This window comes from Sphingosinicella flava, assembly GCF_016025255.1.
Lineage (GTDB): Bacteria > Pseudomonadota > Alphaproteobacteria > Sphingomonadales > Sphingomonadaceae > Allosphingosinicella > Allosphingosinicella flava.
The window spans coordinates 1,419,831-1,437,161 of the sequence record NZ_CP065592.1; the positions used below are offsets into that span (position 1 = coordinate 1,419,831).

A 17,331-nucleotide genomic window follows, 5' to 3' on the forward strand; every position below is an offset into this window, starting at 1 on the left:
AGGGGAGGTTTTATGATTCTTGTCGAGTCCGATGCCGGGGAGGAATGGGACAGTCGCACCGACTGGCCTGCTCTTGCTTTACGATCGGTCGAAACCGCGATCCGGCACAGCGACCGCCCCCAACTGATCGACAGCGCGCTCTCCATTGAAATCTCGGTCAAGTTCGCGACCGATGAAGAAGTGCGCGTGCTGAATGCCGCCTATCGCGGCAAGGACAAGCCCACCAACGTCCTGTCCTTCCCGATGTTCGAGGCCGAACTCCTCGACTCGCTCGCCACCGCCGACGGCGGGGAGGTGCTTTTGGGCGATATCGTGCTCGCCCACGGCGTCTGCGTTTCGGAAGCGGCGGACAAGGAGGTTGCAGTGGAGACCCATGCGGCCCATCTGATCGTCCACGGGACGCTCCACTTGCTCGGCTACGACCATTTGGAGGATGGAGAAGCCGAGGCGATGGAGACGACCGAAAAGGCCGCGCTCTCCGCCATCGGCATCGCCGATCCCTATTCTGTTGAAGAGGTGCAATCTTAAAAGAAATGGACGAGGATTCCAGTAGCATCGCCCGGGAAAACGGGCGCACTTTTTGGGGAGGGCTGCGGCACTTCCTGTTCGGCGATGATGGCGAGGCGACGCTCCGCGACCAGATCGAGGAAGCGATCCAGAGTCACGAGGGCGAAAAGCCCGTCGTCGGCGACCTGACGCCGGTGGAGCGGCAGATGCTCCTCAACCTCCTCCACTTCGGCGAGAGCACGGTATCCGACATTGCCGTGCCGCGCGGCGATATCATCGCCGTGCCGTCCACCGCTACGTTCGACGCCCTGGTCGCGGCCTTCGCCGATGCGGGCCACAGCCGTCTTCCGGTCTACAAGGACAGCCTCGATCACGTTATCGGCATGGTTCATGTGAAGGATGTGTTCGCGCTGAAGGTCGACGGCGCCACGCCTCCAGACGACATCGCCGCCCTTATCCGCACCCCGCTCTTCGTGCCGGAGTCGATGGGGGTTCTCGACCTTCTCGCCCGCATGCGGGGCGAGCGGGTCCACCTTGCGATCGTCGTCGACGAATTCGGCGGCACCGAAGGCCTCGTCACCATCGAGGATGTCGTCGAGGAAATCGTCGGCGAGATCGAGGACGAGCATGACGAGACGCCCGAAGGCATGCTGGTTCCGCTGGAGGACGGTATCTGGGACGCCGATGCGCGCACCGAGCTCGAGGAGGTCGCCGAACATGTCGATGCCCGCCTTGCGGTGGTCGAGGAGGATGTCGACACCCTTGGCGGCCTCGCCTTCGTCCTTGCGGGCCATGTCCCCCAGGCGGGTGAGATCGTCGAGCATCCGAGCGGTTGGAAGCTGGAAATCACCGCCAGCGACACTCGCCGCGTCAACCGCCTTCGCCTCCACGCGCCCGAGGAGATTGCCGCCGTCGAGTGAAATCTTCGCCTTGCCAGGTGCCGCCACTCCCGCAAGGCCGGAGAGGCGTAAGGGAGGACGTCGCCGCGCGGGGCGGGCGCGTCATGGCTTCCGGGCCGCTCGCCGTCTGGCGCGAGCGCCTGTCGGGCGCCGCCCTCATCACGGTCGGTGGCGCGCTGTCGCTGGTGAAGCGCGCCTGATCCCTTACATCGCGCCCATGAGGCCGATCCCGGCCAAGAACAGTATAAAGGCCAAGAACGCGAAGAGGAGCAGCATCGCCGTCCGCCACAGGGCGCCGAAGCGGGAAAGGGCGTAGGCGCCTTTAAGCTGCCGGTACATGTGAAGCGGCGGGATGATCAGGATGAGGAACCCGATCCAGCCTTCCAGCAAACCGATGACGCGCAGGAACGAAAGAGTGACCGTCCCCAGCGTCATGAAGGCGATGGAATAAGTGACGAAGACCGTATGGTCGTACATGCGGTGCCGCCGTCCCCGGAAGAGAAAGAGCAGCGCTACAAACGGCACCGACAGCGGGATGAGCGCCCAGGAAAATTTATACGCATTGTTCTGCAGCTTGTAGAGAAGGAGATCCGGATTGGCGCGGGCCTTTTCGATGGCGTGGCGGATCCAGTCCGCCCCTTCAACTCGCAAGGTACCGGTGTCGCCGGTCGCGATCTTCAATGCGGACGTCTCCCGCTGCGTATCGGCGATTTCCTCCCGGATCCCGCGCGTATCCTCCCCCTTTGCCGCAGCGGCATCGCGCTGCTTTTCCAATTCCGCCAGCCGGGCATCCGCTTTGACGCGTTCGGCTTGGATCTCCGCCTTGTCCGGCGGGGCGAAGTTGGTCTCGAACGGCCCGCCGATCGTGCTGAACGTGACGAACATCAGGAAAGCGGAAAAAAGGAATAATGCCATCGGGGACACGAACTTCGCCCGCTCACCCTCGACATACCGCCGCGTGAGATCGCCGGGCCGCCAGGCGAGCAGAGGCAAGGTCCGCCACACCTTCCCATCCAGATGCAGAATGCCGTGAGCGAGATCGTGCCACCAGGCCATGAGCGAACGGTGGACATGGCCCGCCTGCCCGCAGGCATGGCAATAGTCCCCCGCAAGTGCCGTCCCGCAATTGAGGCATTGGCCGCCATAGCCATGCGCCGCTTCGCCCGCCTTGGGCTCTACCGCCCGCGCGACCATGCCGCCCGTCGCGAGATCGCCGATTGCTTCGATGCCTTCACCGCCCATTGTCACCCCATCCGTTTCCGTCCATCATGCCGGAACCAGGAGAGAGGGTCGAGACGAGAAAGCAGCTTGTTTCGTTTGTATACAAAGATTACATCCCAGGCATGAGCAACAGCGCTGTCATCTCCGCCCGTGTCGATGCCGACACTCTCGCCCTCGTCGACAAAGTGTCCAAGGCCCACGGCCGCAGCCGCGCCTGGTTCGCCGCCCGCGCCATCCAGAAGATGGCCGAGAGTGAGGCGGAATTCCTCGCCTTCGTCCAGGAAGGCATTGATTCCGCCGACCGGGGCGAGCTGATTCCGCATGAAGAAATTTTTGAAAGGCTGAAAGCCCGGCGGAAGTCTCGCGCTTGATGCGGCGGATCCAATGGTCGGCAGCATCGGAGCGTGACCTTGAGGCGATCGACGATTATTGGTCAGCTTATTCAGAAGACCAGGCCGATGCCATTCTCGATCGCATAAGAGAGGCTGGCGACTTTCTTGCCGGCCTGCCGTTCGCAGGATCACTCATCGATGTGGGCCCCGCACGCAAGTGGCGGGTCAAGAGCAGCCGTTACGTGCTGATCTACCGGCTTGACGAGCAGAGCATCCAGATCCTCCGCGTCCGCCATGATCAAGAGAATTGGGCCGATCCGGAATGACCCTCACCGGCCTCCTCGGCGGCTCCTTCAATCCCGCCCATCGCGGGCATCGCAAGATCAGCCGCCAGGCGCTGGACGCGCTTGGCCTCGACGAAATCTGGTGGCTGGTTTCCCCCGGCAATCCGCTGAAGACCGGGGAAGGCATGGCGCCGCTCTCCGCTCGCTTTGCTTCCGCGCGAACGGCCGCGCGCGGCCTCCCGATCCGCGTTACCGCCATCGAACGGCAGCTTGGTACGCGCTACACGGCGGATACGCTGAAGGCGCTCCGCCGCCGCTTTCCCGACCGGCATTTCGTCTGGCTGATGGGCGCGGACAATCTGGCCCAGTTCCACAAGTGGAAGGATTGGCGGAAAATCGCCAGGATGGTCCCGATTGCGGTTCTCGCCCGGCCCGGATATAAGGATGACGCCCAGGCGGCACGCGCAATGGGTTGGTTGCGGCGCTTCGTCCGGCCCGCAGGCCAGGCTCGGCACTGGACGAAGTGGAGACTGCCGGCTCTCGTGCTGCTCGATCTGCCGCTCGACCCGACCTCCGCCACGGCCCTGCGCGCCGCGCGCCCCGGCTGGCACCAAAAGTTCCCCGGAACGTTCCAAACCACGGCCCTGCGCGACGGCGTGACGCGCAGGCGATTGAGATAAGGAGGCATTTTGCCCGACCCATCCCCCGCCCCGTCCATCGGCGGCAAAGACCAGGTGGAAAAGCTGCATGAGCTGGTCCTCGGCTCCCTCGACGACGATCAAGCCGTCGAAGTGGTCAGCATTCCCCTCTCCGGAAAATCCAGCATCGCCGACTATATGGTCGTCGCGAGCGGCCGTTCGACGCGCCAGGTCGCGTCCATGGCGCAGAAGCTGCAGGAGAGGATCAAGCGCGAGCTGGGCCGCAATGTCCGCATCGAGGGCCTGCCGATTGCCGATTGGGTGCTGATCGACGCCGATGACGTCATCGTCCACCTCTTCCGCCCGGAAGTGCGCACCTTCTATAATCTGGAGCGTATGTGGGCGTTTGAGGAAAACGGCGCGCAAGCCTCGGCTCCCGCCGGGGCGTGATATCTAATGTGCTTCTCCCCCTTGATGGGGGAGGGCTATTCACGCGGGCAAGGCTTTGATGCTCCTTCACATCATCGCGCGCGGCCGCATTGGGCGCAGTCCGGAAAGCGAACTTGTCGACCGCTACCTGAAGCGCTTGGCCTGGCCTACGAAGGTCACCGAGCTTCCTGAAACCGGCGGCAAGGTTCCGCCGCCCCCTGACAACAGCGTCACCATTCTCCTTGACGAGAAGGGCGAGCAGCTGGGCTCCATGGTTTTTGCCGGCTATCTCGAAAAATGGCGCGACGGCGGGCGGCGCGAAGCCCGCTTCCTGATCGGCGGCGCCGATGGCTTCAACGACGATGACCGCGCACAGGCCGACCTCCTCATCGCCTTCGGCAAGGCGACCTGGCCCCACCTTCTTGCCCGCGTCATGCTCGCCGAACAGCTCTGGCGCGCGACGAGCATCCTTGCAAACCACCCTTATCATCGCGAAGGATAAAAGGGTGGACGCCCGCCTGATCCTTCTCGCCGCTCTCCTCATGCCGCTGGCCGCCGCAGACGCCATGCAGGCGCCGTTGACGGCGGACGAAGCGCAGCGGGAAGCCGCTGCCGCCGCTGCCGATGCCCGGCGGCTGGAACAAAGCGCGGCGCAGGCCCGCGACACTGCGGCCAAGGCCCGGCTGGAGTCGGACCTTCTCGTCGCGCGGATCGAAGCGGCTGAAGCGGGAATTACCGCCGCGGATGCCCGGCTTGCGGCCATCGAGGATGCCCGCCGTGCCGCCGCCGCGCGCCTTGCCGAAAGGCAGCAGCCTGTCGCCGAACTGACCGCCGCCCTTGCCGCCATGGCGCGCCGTCCGGCCGCTTTGGCGTTTGCGGAGCCGGGATCTCTCAAGAAGGCCGCGCGCATGCGCGCCGTCCTCGACGCCGTCCGTCCCGCTCTGCGCGCAAAATCCGCGGCCTTGCTGGCGGACCTTGACCGGATCGCCACGCTGAAGCGGGCGGCCGCCAGGACACGCGCCGATCGCGCCGCGCATCGCCTCGCACTCACCAACCAGCGAAGCGCGCTCGCCGCCATCGAAGCCCAGGCCCTTGCCCGTAGCGCGGCGCTTTCGGATCAGGCGTTCGGCCGGTCGAACCGCGCGCTGGCCTTGAGCGGTGAGGTCTTCGAGCTGAGATCTGAAAGGGAAAGGCAACGCCTTGAGGAGCGCGCCGCCGCCAGCCTCGCGATCCTTCCCGGCCCACCGACCGGCGCTGGCGGTCAACCGCCTCGGCGGCCGACCCGCTCCCCCTACGCCCTTCCCGCCGCGGGCAAACTCCTGTCCGGGATGGGGGAGGTATCGGCCGCTGGCATTCATAACCGGGGCTTGACCTTCGCCGTCACGGCGGACCGGGATGCCGTCGCTCCGGCAGGTGGACGCGTGGTCTATGCGGGCAGCTTTCGCAGCTATGGCGAAATCGTCATCGTCGACCATGGCGGCGGCTGGACCAGCCTCGTCACCGGCCTTGCCACGTTGAGCGTCCGCGCCGGCGACCGGGTCGCGACCGGCCAGCCGATCGGACGGACGGGGCGGCGTCCCGTGACCGTCGAGCTGCGCCGCGACGGCCGCCCCTTCCCCATCGCGCCGCTCGCCGCGCTCGGCTGACCGCTCGTTCATCGGCGGTTGCTTTTCGGATCGCTAAAAAGAGCGTAGCATTGCGTTCATGAAAACATCATCGCCCGGGAGTCCCATGGCCAAGAACCTCATCCGCTCGCTCGGCCTCCTCACGGCGGTGGCGCTCGTCCCTGTCGCGACCGCCAGCCTTGCCGCACCCGATGTCGACGCCAGCACCTATCAGGAGCTTGAAGCGTTCATGCGCGTCTTCAACGAGGTGCGCGGCGCCTATGTCGAGGAGGTGGACGACAAGACCCTGATCCGCGGTGCCATCGACGGCATGCTCAGCAGCCTCGATCCGCATTCCGGCTATCTCGACGAACGCGACTTCGACCGGCTCATCACCTCGACCGACGGCGAATATGGCGGGCTCGGCCTCACCGTGGGGATGGAGGACGGCGCGGTGAAGGTCGTCGCCGCAACCGAAGATACGCCTGCCGACAAGGCCGGGATTAAGCCCGGCGACTTCCTGACCCATTTGAACGGCAAGCTCATCTATGGCGGCACGCTCGACGAAGCGGTCGATCAGATGCGCGGCCCACCGGGCACCGACATCACCGTGACCGTCTTCCGTCCCGGCCGTGAAAAGCCGATGGAATTGAAGATGACGCGCGCGATGATCGAATTGAAGGCGGTCAAGTGGGACGTGAAGGACAATGTGGGCATCATCAACGTCAACGCCTTCAATCGCACGACGACGCCGCTCACCGTCCAGGCGATGGCCGACATCGAAAAGAAGCTCGGCCACGCGCCGCTCGGCTATATTCTCGATCTGCGCTCCAACCCGGGTGGCCTGGTCGACGAAGCGGTTGGCCTATCGGACGTGTTTCTGGAGAGCGGCGAGGTGGTCTCCTCGCGCGGCCGCAAGGCGTCGGACACGGAGCATTATTATGCCAAGCCCGGCGACCTCGCCAAGGGCCGCCCTGTCATCGTCCTGATCGACGCGGGCAGTGCTTCGGCCTCCGAAATCGTCGCGGGCGCGCTGCAGGATCACAAGCGGGCGATCATCATGGGCGAACGCAGCTTCGGCAAGGGCTCGGTCCAAACCCTGCTGCCCTTGAGCCGCACCACCGGCCTCCGCCTTACCACCGCGCGTTATTATACGCCCAAGGGCCGTTCGGTGCAGGAAGGCGGCATCACGCCCGATCTTCCCGTGCCGCAACTGTCCGATCCCGATTACAAGAATCGTCCGCGCATTCGCGAAGCCGATCTGCGCCGCCACCTCATCAACGAGCTTAAGGTGGAGGACGACGTGATCCAGGACGACGGCAAGCCGGACCCTCGTTTCTCCGCGACCGCCGAGGAATTGGAGAAGAAGGGGATCGAGGATTTCCAGCTCCATTACGCGCTGAGCACCATTTCCCGTCTGGGCTCCTTCCAGCAGGCGGCGGCTCCCGCTGCGAAGAAGGCGGGCGCGCGGTAACGGAACTGCAGGCGCCTCTTGCCCGCGTCTCCCGCTTCCGTCATTCCGGCGAAAGCCGGAATCTTGAGGATTGTCGGAACGACGAAAATCCAGCTTTGCTGGAATGACGATGATAAGCGGGTGGGGATGGCATGACATCACTTCAAAAAGCGCGCTGGCTGGCTTTGCTGGTTCCATCCGCTCTCCTTGCGGGGGCCTATGGATCGCAGCTGATCGGCGGCCTTTATCCATGCGAGATGTGCTGGTGGCAGCGTTATCCGCATTTCGCGGCGATCCCGCTCGCCCTCACCGCTTTCCTGCTCCGCAGGGGGCCGGACAAGGGCCGCAGCTTCGTCTGGCTCGCCGCGCTCGCCATCCTGGTAAGCGGCGGCATCGGCGTCTATCATGCCGGTGTCGAATGGGGCATTTTCGAAGGGCTGACGACCTGCAGCGCGGGCGGCCAGGCGGGCGCATCCAATGCCGACCTTCTGGCGGATATTATGGCGACGCCGCTCGTTCGTTGCGATGAAGTCCAATGGTCGTTCCTCGGCCTGTCGCTCGCCGGCTGGAACGCCCTTATTTCCATTGGAGCGGCTTTGGTGATCCTATGGCTCAGCCTCAAACGACCCAAGACCTTCGCATGACGGCTCCTGGCTGGCGGCCCGGTGGGCGGCGCCCGGACGTTCCGTCCATGCTTCGCGTCGACCAAGCGGGCGAATATGGCGCGACCCGCATCTATGCGGGCCAGCTCGCCGTCCTCGGCGATCGCCATCCCGCCGCGCGCCTCATCGCCGGCATGGCATTGCAGGAGGAACTTCACCTCAAGCATTTCGACGCCATGCTGGCGGATCGCGGCGTGCGTCCGACCCTGCTCCAGCCCTTATGGAATGTCGCGGGCTTCGCACTGGGTGCCGCCACCGCCCTGATCGGTCCGGAAGCCGCCATGGCCTGCACCGCCGCCGTCGAGACCGAAATCGACAAGCATTATGCCGAGCAACTGGCATCGCTCGGCGACGAGGAGCCCGAGCTTTCCGGCACGATCCGCGAATTCCAGGCCGAAGAGCTGGAGCATCGCGACACCGCCATCGCGGCGGGCGCCGAAAATGCCTTTGGCTATCCCGTCCTGTCCGCTGTCATTCGCGCGGGATGCCGCGCCGCCATCGCCCTTTCGAAAAGGATCTGATCCATGCTGAAGTTTAGCCTCGCCGCCGCCGGCGCCTTGATCGCCCTTTCTGCCGCGCCCGCTCCGGCACAGACCCAGGGGCCGCAGGATGTTCGCGTCAACCAGCTCATCATCTACGGCAACGACGCTTGTCCTGCGAGTACCGAGAATGAGATCATCGTCTGCGCCAAGCGCCCGGAAGAGGATCGCTACCGCATCCCCGAAAATCTTCGCGAGGGCGACGACGCGCGCAATAACGCCTGGACGAACCGGGTGGAAGAACTCTCTTATGTCGGCCGCAGCGGCACCGGCAGCTGCTCGCCCACGGGCCCCGGCGGCTGGACGGGCTGTTTCGGCCAGCTTCTCAACCAAGCGCGCCTGGAACGCGAGAATCGCGACGAGATCGACTGGAACCGCCTGATTGAAGAAGCCCGCCAGGAGCGCCTCGGCCGCATTGACACGGAAGCCGCCCAAGTCGAAGCCGACATCAAGGCCCGCGAGGAGGAAAACGCCCGCCCGCGTTGAGCGGCGGGATTATCGCACTTCCTCGATGCGACGGACAACATCCGGCCAGTTCACCATGTACAAGGCCGCGAATAGGCGGCCGAGGTGACTTGTGGGTGGATGCGTTCCGTCCCTCAATCCCTGATGATAAGCGGCATGCGCTACTTTGCCGAACAGGAATTGCACTTTCGTGGCGGGAAGCGTCCAATTGTAAAATCCGTCATTATCCCATTCCTGATAAGATTCCCCACTGTGGTCACAGCATAAGGTGGCAATCGGCCTCCGGTCTGAATTGGCCACATACGGGAATGGCGTTTCGTGGATCTCGGCAATGGGGTTGTTATTATAGATACCCTTTTCCCTGACGGACTGCGTCATATAGACCAAATTACTGTTGAGGCTGATCTCCAGCATCGGCCCTTCGGTTCCGGGTGTCCAATAGCGTCCATTCACATTCTTCGTTTGTGAAAGGTTCAGCCGAATGGGTACCGCGTAGACGGAAAATGTTCCCTGCATGATGCCGTGGCGGTTCTGGTCGATCCATATGGACGGATGCAGACTGGCGCCGCGAATATTGCGCAGAGAAGGCTGGCTCAACACTTCCTGAGCAATCAGCCGGAGCTTGCGTTCGAAGAGAGCGGCTTCCTTCTTCGGGATCGTCTTCTTCTGCAGGACAACCTTCATCTCGTCGATAAACCCTAGGGCTGTATCATCGGTTAGTTCAGTTGGTGCCGATTCTTCTACTCCGTCATTCCAGTAGGATACCATGTGATCAAACAGGAATTTTGATCCATCCGCGAAACGGCCGGTTTGGAGCGCGTCCTGAGCAGGAACGTCTTCCGTTTCCCGAGCGATCACTGGCTGGGCAAAGATGCTGGCGGCAAGCGCGCCGACCATAAACGGACTCTGCCGAAAACGCACAGTCATTCTCCATGAAAAAGAAGTGTCGATGCGTTACCGCATTTCCGCTGAACCCGGAAGCATGCAATCAGGCTTGCGCGATCACTACAAATGTAGCATGTTACATTCGTAACAGGAGTGAAGCATGATTGAGTCGCTGCCCCGCCGTGAACGTGAGATTTTCGAAACCCTTCTGCGCCTTGGTGAAGCCACGGCCGTCGAAATCCGCCAAGCCATGGCCGATCCGCCGAGCCACAGCGCGGTGCGCACGATGCTGACGCGGCTCGAAGCCAAGGGCGCGATCACTCACCGCACGCAGGACAATGCCTATGTCTATAAAAGCGTACCCCAAGCGGCCAAGGTCCGCGAGTCGGCGCTAAAGCAGCTCGTGAAGAATTTCTTCGACGGGTCCGCCGCCGGTGCCGCGACAGCCTTGCTGGGCCTCACAAAGCATATGGACAATGACGAACTCGACGCCCTGCAAAAGGCGATCGACGCAGCCAAGGAGCGCCAGAAATGAGCTTCGACTTCCTCATCGAAATGGGCTGGAAATCGGCCCTCATCGCGGGCATCGCCCTTGTCGCCGGCTTGGTGCTCAAATCCCGTTCGCCGGGAGACCGCGCGGCGATCCTGCGCTTGGCCGTCGGCCTTATCCTTCTCCTGCCGCTGATTTCCCTGGCAGGTCCGGCGCTGCAGATGGAAAATCCCATCGCCACCGCCGAAATGGCGCCGGTCATCGCGCAAAGCGATGCTGCGGACCTTTCGGCGCTTCCCGCAACGGCGCCGGCACCTTCTTCTCTTCCGGATAATCCCGGTTTTCTGATCGGCCTCGCCTATCTCGCCGGTCTGCTCCTCCTCGGCCTGCGCCTCGCGAGCGGCTACGTCACCCTGCAACGCTGGACCTGGGCCGCGCGTGAGGTCGACTCGCCCGTCTGGCGCGAGGCGCTCGAACGCGCCCGCGCCAGTGCCGGAGACAAAAGGGGCACCCGCCTTCTCCTCTCCAGCAGCGTCCCTGCGCCGCTTTCCTGGGGCTGGGCACAGCCAGTAATCCTCATCGATAACGAAACCTATGAACGGCCGGACGACGCTTATGCCGTCCTCGCCCACGAAATGGCGCATGTCGTCCGTGCGGACTGGGTGGCCTTGATGCTCTCCCGCCTCGCAGTCGCCTTCTTCTGGTTCAACCCGCTCATTTGGTATCTTGAGCGCGAAATGGTGCAGCAGTCGGAGGAAGCCGCCGACGCTCAGGCTGTCGCCGAGGTCGAGCCCGCCCACTATGCTCAGACGCTGATGAGCTGCATCATGCACAGCCGCGGCGGCATGGTTCCGGCGAACAGCATCCGTCCATCGCGCAGCGGCCTCTCGCGCCGTATCTATGCCGTCCTCGACGGCCGCGGCCGCGCCATCCGTTCCGGCTCCAAATGGACGCTGGCCGCGATGATCGGCTGCGCGGCCCTGGCCGCTCCGCTGGCGGCGTTGGAGCTGGTTGCTCCAACTCCCCCTGCGCCACCGGAGGCGCCGTTGGCGCCCGCTCCCGCCGTTGCAACATTGGGCTCAGCGCCGGTCGCCGCCCCTGCTCCAGCCGCGGCGCCGCGGCCGGTGGACCCTGTCCCTTCGGCCGGTGAAATCAGGGACGATATCGCGCGGGCGCGTGCCGAGGCGCGCCATGCCCGTGAACAGGCGCAGATTGCCAGGGACCGCGACCTGCGCGATCTCGATAAAGAGCTTGCCGGGCTCGACGAGACCATCGCGCGTGAAATGCGCGGCTCCATGGCGCATGCGCGGGGTGCCGCCGCCCATGCGGTCGACGGCAGGGCCATCGCCGCCGCCGTGCAAAAGGAAGTCAGGCACAGCATGGCCATGAGTTCTCGCGACATGGAAAAAGCAGCGCGCGACATGGAAAACGGCGCCCGCGACATGGAACGCGAAGCCGACCGCCTTCGCGATGCCCGCTATCGCGAGCAGCAGATCGCCAAGGCCGCCGCCGAGGGCAAGACGGTGACGCATCAGGATCTGCTCAATGCCATTCCGAAGATGAAGAATGGCGCGCAGGGCATGCGCAAGGGCGCGCGAAAAATGCGGGAAGGCGCGCAGAAGATGCGCGAAGGCGCCTGACCGGGCAGCGGGGCACTCCGCTTCGCCATTGAGGCGCGCGCCGACATTGTCCTGCACGGATCGTTTCTCACCGGAAGCGCGTTCTCCAGACACGTGCGTATTTGTAGTCTGGAGTATCCATGCATAAGACGATGTTGGGGTTTTCCCTCGCTGCCGCGCTCGCCGCGACAGCCGCTTGCGACAGCGGCACCACCAGTTCCGGCGGTGCCGCCGCGCAAACCGCGCCGCAGGCGGTCAGGCCGGAAGAGCTTCGCGCCGCCGTGTCGGACCCCGACGTCCGCGCTTTTTATGAAGCGCGCCAGTGGCAGGCCGCATGGAACGAGGAACAGGGCGCAGCCCTCACCAAAGCGGTGGGCGAAGCGCCCCGCCATGGCCTCGCCGCAGCCAGCTTTTTGGATGAAAAGGCCGCTGCGGGCGGCGCCGCCGCGCGGGAGGCGGCGCTCACCAAGGCCGCGCTCCATTATGCCGACGCGCTCGCGCATGGCGTTGTGGACCCGAAATCGATCGCTGACGTCTACACGCTCGAGCGGCCAAAGGTCGATGTGGCGAAGGGCCTCAATGGAGCGATCACGAATGGCCAGGTCGCGCAATGGCTGGCAAGCCTCGCTCCCCAGGATGCCGAATATAAAGCTCTGTCGGACGCCTATCTGGGCTATGTAAAACGGGCCGTGCAGGAAAAGCGCCAACCCATTCCGGAGGGTGCTGCCTTGAAGGCCGGGGGCAGCGACCCGCGCGTTCCCGCCATCGCGGCCGCCCTCCGCTCCAGCGGCTTCCTGAACGAGGACGTGGAGGGCAATCGATATACGCCGGCGCTTGCCCAAGCCGTGGGGCGGATGCAGGCCGCTTATGGATTGAAGGCCGATGGCGTACTCGGCGCGTCCACCCTCGCCGTTTTGAATGGCGGGGCGACGGAGCGGGCCCGCACCCTCGCCATCAACCTGGAACGCCGCCGTTGGCTCGCCCGGGAAGCGCCCGCGACCCGCATCGACGTCAATACGGCGGCCACCTTTCTGTCCTATTTGCGCGATGGCCAGGAAGTGGACCGCCGACGCGTCGTCGTCGGCCAGCCCGGCTGGGAAACGCCCCGCTTGGGCTCGCCGATCGTACGGCTGATCGCCAATCCGCCGTGGCGCGTGCCGGAATCGATTCAGGAGGACGAACTGGCGGGCAAGAGCCAGGATTATCTGCGGCGCAACAAGTTCAGCTTCGAAGGCGGCCAGCTTGTTCAAGCCGCGGGCCCGACATCCGCGCTCGGGCAGGTCAAGTTCGACATGGACAATGATCAGGCCATCTATCTTCACGACACGCCCGCCAAAGCCTTGTTCAATGAGGATGAGCGGCACCGGAGCCACGGCTGCATCCGCGTCCAGGACGCGATCGGCTTCGCTCGCCTGATCGCGGAGCAACAGGGAAAACTGCAGGATTTCGACAAGGGGCTGGGAACCGGCAAGGAGACGGCGATCGACCTTCCGCAACGCATTCCGGTACGCTTGCTCTACCATACCGCTTATGTGGAGAACGGACAGGTGCGCTTCAGCCCTGATGCTTATGGTTGGGATGACATGCTGGCCGAAAAACTGGGCATGGAAAAACGCACGCGCGCAGCCAATCGCGTGCACAGCATCGATGTCGGACCCTGACCGCAAAGAGGCGTGGTAAAGGGAACCTGTCCGCAAGCGGCGGGCAGGTTCCAGCTTCTCGGATTTCAAGAAAGCTGATCAGCTTCTCATATCGCGGCTGTGCCCGGCGCACATCGTCGCTGGTTCCAGCTTGCGGAGATTGCCTGTCGCTCCAGATGAACGCAGATACTGCCGCCGGCCCGTATCAAGAACGATAATTAACGGCCCGAGGGAATGAAGAGTCCCGTCCATTCCAGCGCCGTGAAATGATGGAAAAGCTGCTTCGCCTCCATGACCAGCATGAAGCGGTAATAGCCGTCGAACGCCATATTGTCGCCGACGATACAGATGAGGATAAAGACCAGCACCGCTTTCAGCATGCGATCATGCTAACCAAACAAGGTTAACGGCAGGTAAACCATACTGGCTCGATCGCTGACCGCTTTGCCGACACATGTCAGGGCCGGGCGGTCAGGCCACCCGGCCCAGCAGATTATTGCGCGTTCACTGCTTCGGCATTGATGTCCGAATCGTCGATCTTGTCCGCGACGTCATCGGCCTTTTCCTCGAGCGCGTCGGCACGATCTTCAAGCTGGTCCTGGCGGACTTCGTTGGTCGTGTTGTCGGCCATATCCTGGACGACGGCGGCCTGGTTTTCATACATATCCGATGCGTTGTCGGCCGCGGCGTCGTCGCCTTTGCCGCCGCAAGCTGCGAGGGCCAGGAAGGCCGCACCGGTAAGAGCTTTCGAAATCATCTTCATGGCATTCTGCCCCTTTGTTTATCCACTGAAAGGAAAAGGACGCCCAATTTACAGGACGTCCGCCACCACGCGCCTATTCGCGCAATCTCCCTTCCAACAGGCCACAATGCTCGACCATAATTTTGGTTCCGCTCCCGCAATGGCGCGATCCAGGCACAGGCTTCATCCTTGACGGAGCGCCTCCCTGTCTTGTCTTATCGTTTTGGCTCTGCGCAGCGGCGGAAAAGCTGGAACGTTTCGTCTCTCATACCAATCCCCTTATCCCCATTCGACTTCACATCCGCCCTTGCCGTCTTATGTTGCCGCGATGCGCGCGACCGTCATTGCAGCCCTGTCCTTGATTTCCTTTGTCCTTTCGTCCCCCGCCTTGTCCCAAACGGTGGCGGAGGGGCAGAGTCATGCCGATTATCTCGCATGGCTCGCCCGCGATCCGGCGGCGCGCGCGCAGGTCATTTCGTTCAAGACCTTCCTTGAAGCCAAGGATTTGGATGAAGTCCTGCCAACGTGGCAGCTCGTCCGCACGGCGAGCATGTGGCGGGAATGCAACGGCCCCCGCTTCGAAGTCGCCCCCTTCACCGAATGGCAGCATCTCGCCAAGACGCTTTCTTTCGTGAAAAGCCATGTTCAGCCCGTCGTCGGCCCGGTCGAGGCCCTCTCCGGATTCCGCAATGAAACTTTGAACCAATGTTCGGGCGGCGCGAAGCAGAGCGCCCATCGTCACTTCTATGCCCTCGACCTCACCCCTCTCGAACCGATCGGCCGCGCCGGCATGATCAAAAGCATCTGCTCGATCCACGGCTTTCGCGGTCGCGATTACGATATCGGCCTCGGCTTCTACAGCGGCATGCGCTTCCATGTGGACTCGAAAGGCTTCCGCATGTGGGGCGCGGACGGCAAGGGCGCGACCAGTCCCTGCGCGACCGGCAATTATAGCTGATTGGCGGAACCGCGCGGCGATGCTATCGCGCGCCCAACATGACTGAGCTATCCAAGATCCGCAATTTTTCCATTATCGCGCATATCGACCATGGGAAGTCGACGCTGGCCGACCGGTTGATTCAGCGGACGGGGGGGCTGAGCGAGCGGGAGATGTCGAGCCAGGTGCTCGATAATATGGACATTGAGAAGGAGCGCGGCATCACGATCAAGGCGCAGACGGTGCGCCTGGATTACACCGCGAAGGACGGACAAGCCTATATCCTGAACCTCATGGACACGCCCGGCCACGTGGACTTCGCCTATGAAGTCTCCCGCAGCCTCGCCGCTTGCGAAGGCGCGCTGCTCGTCGTCGACGCGGCGCAGGGGGTGGAGGCGCAGACGCTCGCCAACGTCTACCAATCGATCGAGCACGACCATGAAATCGTGCCGGTCATCAACAAGATCGACCTCCCCGCCGCGGAGCCGGACAAGGTGAAGGCGGAGATCGAGGACATTATCGGCCTCCCCGCCGACGACGCGGTGCTCGCGTCCGCGAAGAGCGGCATCGGCATCGACGAAATATTGGAAGCCATCGTCCACAAAATCCCGCCCCCCAAGGGCGACCGCGACGCGCCCCTCAAAGCCATGCTCGTCGACAGCTGGTACGACCCCTATCTGGGCGTCGTCATCCTGATCCGCGTCATCGACGGGGTGATCAAGAAGGGCCAAAGCATCAAGTTCATGCAGGCCGGCACCCAGCACCTGGTCGACCGCGTCGGCGCCTTCCGCCCGAAGATCGAAACCCTGCCCGAGCTTGGCCCGGGCGAAGTCGGCTTCATCACCGCGCAGATCAAGGAAATCGCCCAGACCCGCGTCGGCGACACGATCACCGACGTGAAGCGCCCCGCCGCGGAAGCGCTCGCGGGCTTCAAGGAAGTCCAGCCCGTCGTCTTCTGCGGCCTGTTCCCGGTCGACGCCGCCGATTTCGAAAAGCTCCGCGAAAGCATCTCCAAGCTCCGCCTCAACGACGCCAGCTTCTCCTTCGAAATGGAAAGCTCGGCGGCATTGGGCTTCGGCTTCCGCTGCGGCTTCCTCGGCCTCCTCCACCTCGAGATCATCCAGGAGCGGCTGACCCGCGAATATGACCTCGATCTCATCACCACCGCGCCGAGCGTCGTCTACCGCCTGCACCTTCGCCACACCAAGGACGAGGCCGCGAAGACGATCGAGCTCCACAACCCGGCCGACATGCCCGATCCCAACCGGATCGAAAGCATCGAGGAACCGTGGATCGAAGCGACCATCTACGTCCCCGACGAATATCTGGGGCCCATCCTGAAATTGTGCCAGGACCGCCGCGGTATCCAGAAGAATCTGACCTATGTCGCCGGCCGCGCCCAGCTCACCTACGAACTGCCCTTGAACGAAGTGGTGTTCGATTTCTACGACCGCCTGAAGAGCATCAGCCGCGGCTATGCGAGCTTCGACTATCACCAGATCGGCCACCGCGAGGGCGACCTCGTCAAGATGAACATCCTGGTGAATGCGGAAGCCGTCGACGCTTTGTCGATGATCGTCCACAGGAGCCAGGCCGAAGCGCGCGGCCGCCACATGTGCGAGCGGCTGAAGGATCTGATCCCCCGCCACCTGTTCAAAATCCCGATCCAGGCCGCGATCGGCGGCAAGGTGATCGCCCGCGAGACCATCGCGGCGCTGCGCAAGGACGTCACCGCCAAATGCTATGGCGGCGACGCCACGCGCAAGCGGAAGCTGCTGGAAAAGCAGAAGGAAGGGAAGAAAAGGATGCGGGAATATGGGTCGGTGTCGATCCCGCAGGAGGCGTTTATCGCGGCGCTGCGGATGGGTGACGAAAGCTAGGCCGCACTGGCTTAGCGCCGCCGACGCGAGGCGACGCGCAAGCTAACGCCTGAGACGGCGTGCGACCGGACGGCGGGGCGGCTGGCCCCCGTCCAGCCGAACCCG

The 17,331-nt window shown here is 63.6% G+C and carries 21 protein-coding genes; 17 read left to right on the top strand and 4 right to left on the bottom strand.

The window, feature by feature from the left end:
* Positions 1–12 precede the first annotated feature (12 nt).
* Together ybeY and IC614_RS07380 are read left to right on the top strand one after the other, a co-directional pair.
* A complete protein-coding gene (ybeY, locus tag IC614_RS07375; RefSeq protein WP_200970715.1) occupies positions 13–528 on the top strand; it encodes an rRNA maturation RNase YbeY in 516 nt (171 codons plus the stop codon).
* 5 nt (positions 529–533) lie between these two features.
* Positions 534–1,427 carry a hemolysin family protein gene (locus IC614_RS07380; protein WP_200970716.1) on the top strand — a complete coding sequence of 298 codons (894 nt, stop codon included), beginning with the start codon at positions 534–536 and terminating at the stop codon, positions 1,425–1,427.
* 183 nt (positions 1,428–1,610) lie between these two features.
* Here the strand turns inward: IC614_RS07380 and IC614_RS07385 are convergent, their stop codons facing one another.
* On the bottom strand, positions 1,611–2,648 hold the full coding sequence (locus IC614_RS07385) for a DUF3667 domain-containing protein (RefSeq protein WP_200970717.1): 1,038 nt from the start codon (positions 2,646–2,648) through the stop codon (positions 1,611–1,613).
* A gap of 101 nt (positions 2,649–2,749) precedes the next feature.
* Here IC614_RS07385 and IC614_RS07390 point away from each other — a divergent pair, with 101 nt between their 5' ends.
* From IC614_RS07390 to IC614_RS07435, 10 genes are all read left to right on the top strand, one after another.
* Positions 2,750–2,998 (top strand): CopG family ribbon-helix-helix protein, encoded by a 249-nt coding sequence (locus IC614_RS07390; RefSeq protein ID WP_200970718.1) that lies wholly within the window; start codon positions 2,750–2,752, stop codon positions 2,996–2,998.
* A complete protein-coding gene (locus IC614_RS07395; RefSeq protein ID WP_200970719.1) occupies positions 2,998–3,285 on the top strand; it encodes a type II toxin-antitoxin system RelE/ParE family toxin in 288 nt (95 codons plus the stop codon). Before IC614_RS07390 ends, IC614_RS07395 begins: the two co-directional genes overlap by 1 nt.
* The gene (locus IC614_RS07400; RefSeq protein ID WP_200970720.1) at positions 3,282–3,923 is read left to right on the top strand and encodes a nicotinate-nucleotide adenylyltransferase; all 642 of its coding nucleotides are present in this window, start codon (positions 3,282–3,284) and stop codon (positions 3,921–3,923) included. Before IC614_RS07395 ends, IC614_RS07400 begins: the two co-directional genes overlap by 4 nt.
* A gap of 9 nt (positions 3,924–3,932) precedes the next feature.
* Positions 3,933–4,331 (top strand): ribosome silencing factor, encoded by a 399-nt coding sequence (rsfS, locus tag IC614_RS07405; protein WP_226372599.1) that lies wholly within the window; start codon positions 3,933–3,935, stop codon positions 4,329–4,331.
* A 58-nt stretch (positions 4,332–4,389) separates the two neighbouring features.
* Positions 4,390–4,812: a 23S rRNA (pseudouridine(1915)-N(3))-methyltransferase RlmH gene (locus IC614_RS07410; protein WP_200970721.1), complete on the top strand. Its 423-nt coding sequence runs from the start codon at positions 4,390–4,392 to the stop codon at positions 4,810–4,812.
* A complete protein-coding gene (locus tag IC614_RS07415; protein WP_200970722.1) occupies positions 4,781–5,956 on the top strand; it encodes a murein hydrolase activator EnvC family protein in 1,176 nt (391 codons plus the stop codon). Before IC614_RS07410 ends, IC614_RS07415 begins: the two co-directional genes overlap by 32 nt.
* An 85-nt stretch (positions 5,957–6,041) precedes the next feature.
* Positions 6,042–7,388: a S41 family peptidase gene (locus tag IC614_RS07420; RefSeq protein ID WP_200970723.1), complete on the top strand. Its 1,347-nt coding sequence runs from the start codon at positions 6,042–6,044 to the stop codon at positions 7,386–7,388.
* A gap of 131 nt (positions 7,389–7,519) precedes the next feature.
* Positions 7,520–8,011 (top strand): disulfide bond formation protein B, encoded by a 492-nt coding sequence (locus IC614_RS07425; protein WP_200970724.1) that lies wholly within the window; start codon positions 7,520–7,522, stop codon positions 8,009–8,011.
* 47 nt (positions 8,012–8,058) lie between these two features.
* Entirely contained in the window at positions 8,059–8,550 is a 492-nt protein-coding gene (locus IC614_RS07430; RefSeq protein ID WP_404829120.1) for a demethoxyubiquinone hydroxylase family protein, read from the top strand.
* Between the two features lie 3 nt (positions 8,551–8,553).
* Positions 8,554–9,054 carry a hypothetical protein gene (locus tag IC614_RS07435; RefSeq protein ID WP_207791099.1) on the top strand — a complete coding sequence of 167 codons (501 nt, stop codon included), beginning with the start codon at positions 8,554–8,556 and terminating at the stop codon, positions 9,052–9,054.
* A gap of 9 nt (positions 9,055–9,063) precedes the next feature.
* On the opposite strand, the gene IC614_RS07440 is transcribed toward IC614_RS07435, so the two are convergent.
* Positions 9,064–9,954 (bottom strand): hypothetical protein, encoded by an 891-nt coding sequence (locus IC614_RS07440; RefSeq protein WP_200970726.1) that lies wholly within the window; start codon positions 9,952–9,954, stop codon positions 9,064–9,066.
* Positions 9,955–10,078: 124 nt separating this feature from the next.
* Here IC614_RS07440 and IC614_RS07445 point away from each other — a divergent pair, with 124 nt between their 5' ends.
* The 3 genes from IC614_RS07445 to IC614_RS07455 all read left to right on the top strand — a co-directional run bounded on the left by IC614_RS07445 (position 10,079) and on the right by IC614_RS07455 (position 13,688).
* Positions 10,079–10,453 (top strand): BlaI/MecI/CopY family transcriptional regulator, encoded by a 375-nt coding sequence (locus IC614_RS07445; protein ID WP_200970727.1) that lies wholly within the window; start codon positions 10,079–10,081, stop codon positions 10,451–10,453.
* On the top strand, positions 10,450–12,048 hold the full coding sequence (locus tag IC614_RS07450) for a M56 family metallopeptidase (RefSeq protein WP_200970728.1): 1,599 nt from the start codon (positions 10,450–10,452) through the stop codon (positions 12,046–12,048). Before IC614_RS07445 ends, IC614_RS07450 begins: the two co-directional genes overlap by 4 nt.
* A 119-nt stretch (positions 12,049–12,167) precedes the next feature.
* On the top strand, positions 12,168–13,688 hold the full coding sequence (locus tag IC614_RS07455; RefSeq protein ID WP_226372600.1) for a L,D-transpeptidase scaffold domain-containing protein: 1,521 nt from the start codon (positions 12,168–12,170) through the stop codon (positions 13,686–13,688).
* 197 nt (positions 13,689–13,885) lie between these two features.
* On the opposite strand, the gene IC614_RS07460 is transcribed toward IC614_RS07455, so the two are convergent.
* The gene (locus IC614_RS07460; RefSeq protein WP_200970729.1) at positions 13,886–14,047 is read right to left on the bottom strand and encodes a hypothetical protein; all 162 of its coding nucleotides are present in this window, start codon (positions 14,045–14,047) and stop codon (positions 13,886–13,888) included.
* Between the two features lie 113 nt (positions 14,048–14,160).
* Positions 14,161–14,430 carry a hypothetical protein gene (locus IC614_RS07465; protein WP_200970730.1) on the bottom strand — a complete coding sequence of 90 codons (270 nt, stop codon included), beginning with the start codon at positions 14,428–14,430 and terminating at the stop codon, positions 14,161–14,163.
* 307 nt (positions 14,431–14,737) lie between these two features.
* Here IC614_RS07465 and IC614_RS07470 point away from each other — a divergent pair, with 307 nt between their 5' ends.
* Positions 14,738–15,367: a D-Ala-D-Ala carboxypeptidase family metallohydrolase gene (locus tag IC614_RS07470; protein WP_200970731.1), complete on the top strand. Its 630-nt coding sequence runs from the start codon at positions 14,738–14,740 to the stop codon at positions 15,365–15,367.
* 38 nt (positions 15,368–15,405) lie between these two features.
* Positions 15,406–17,226 carry a translation elongation factor 4 gene (lepA, locus tag IC614_RS07475; protein WP_200970732.1) on the top strand — a complete coding sequence of 607 codons (1,821 nt, stop codon included), beginning with the start codon at positions 15,406–15,408 and terminating at the stop codon, positions 17,224–17,226.
* Positions 17,227–17,331 lie beyond the last annotated feature (105 nt).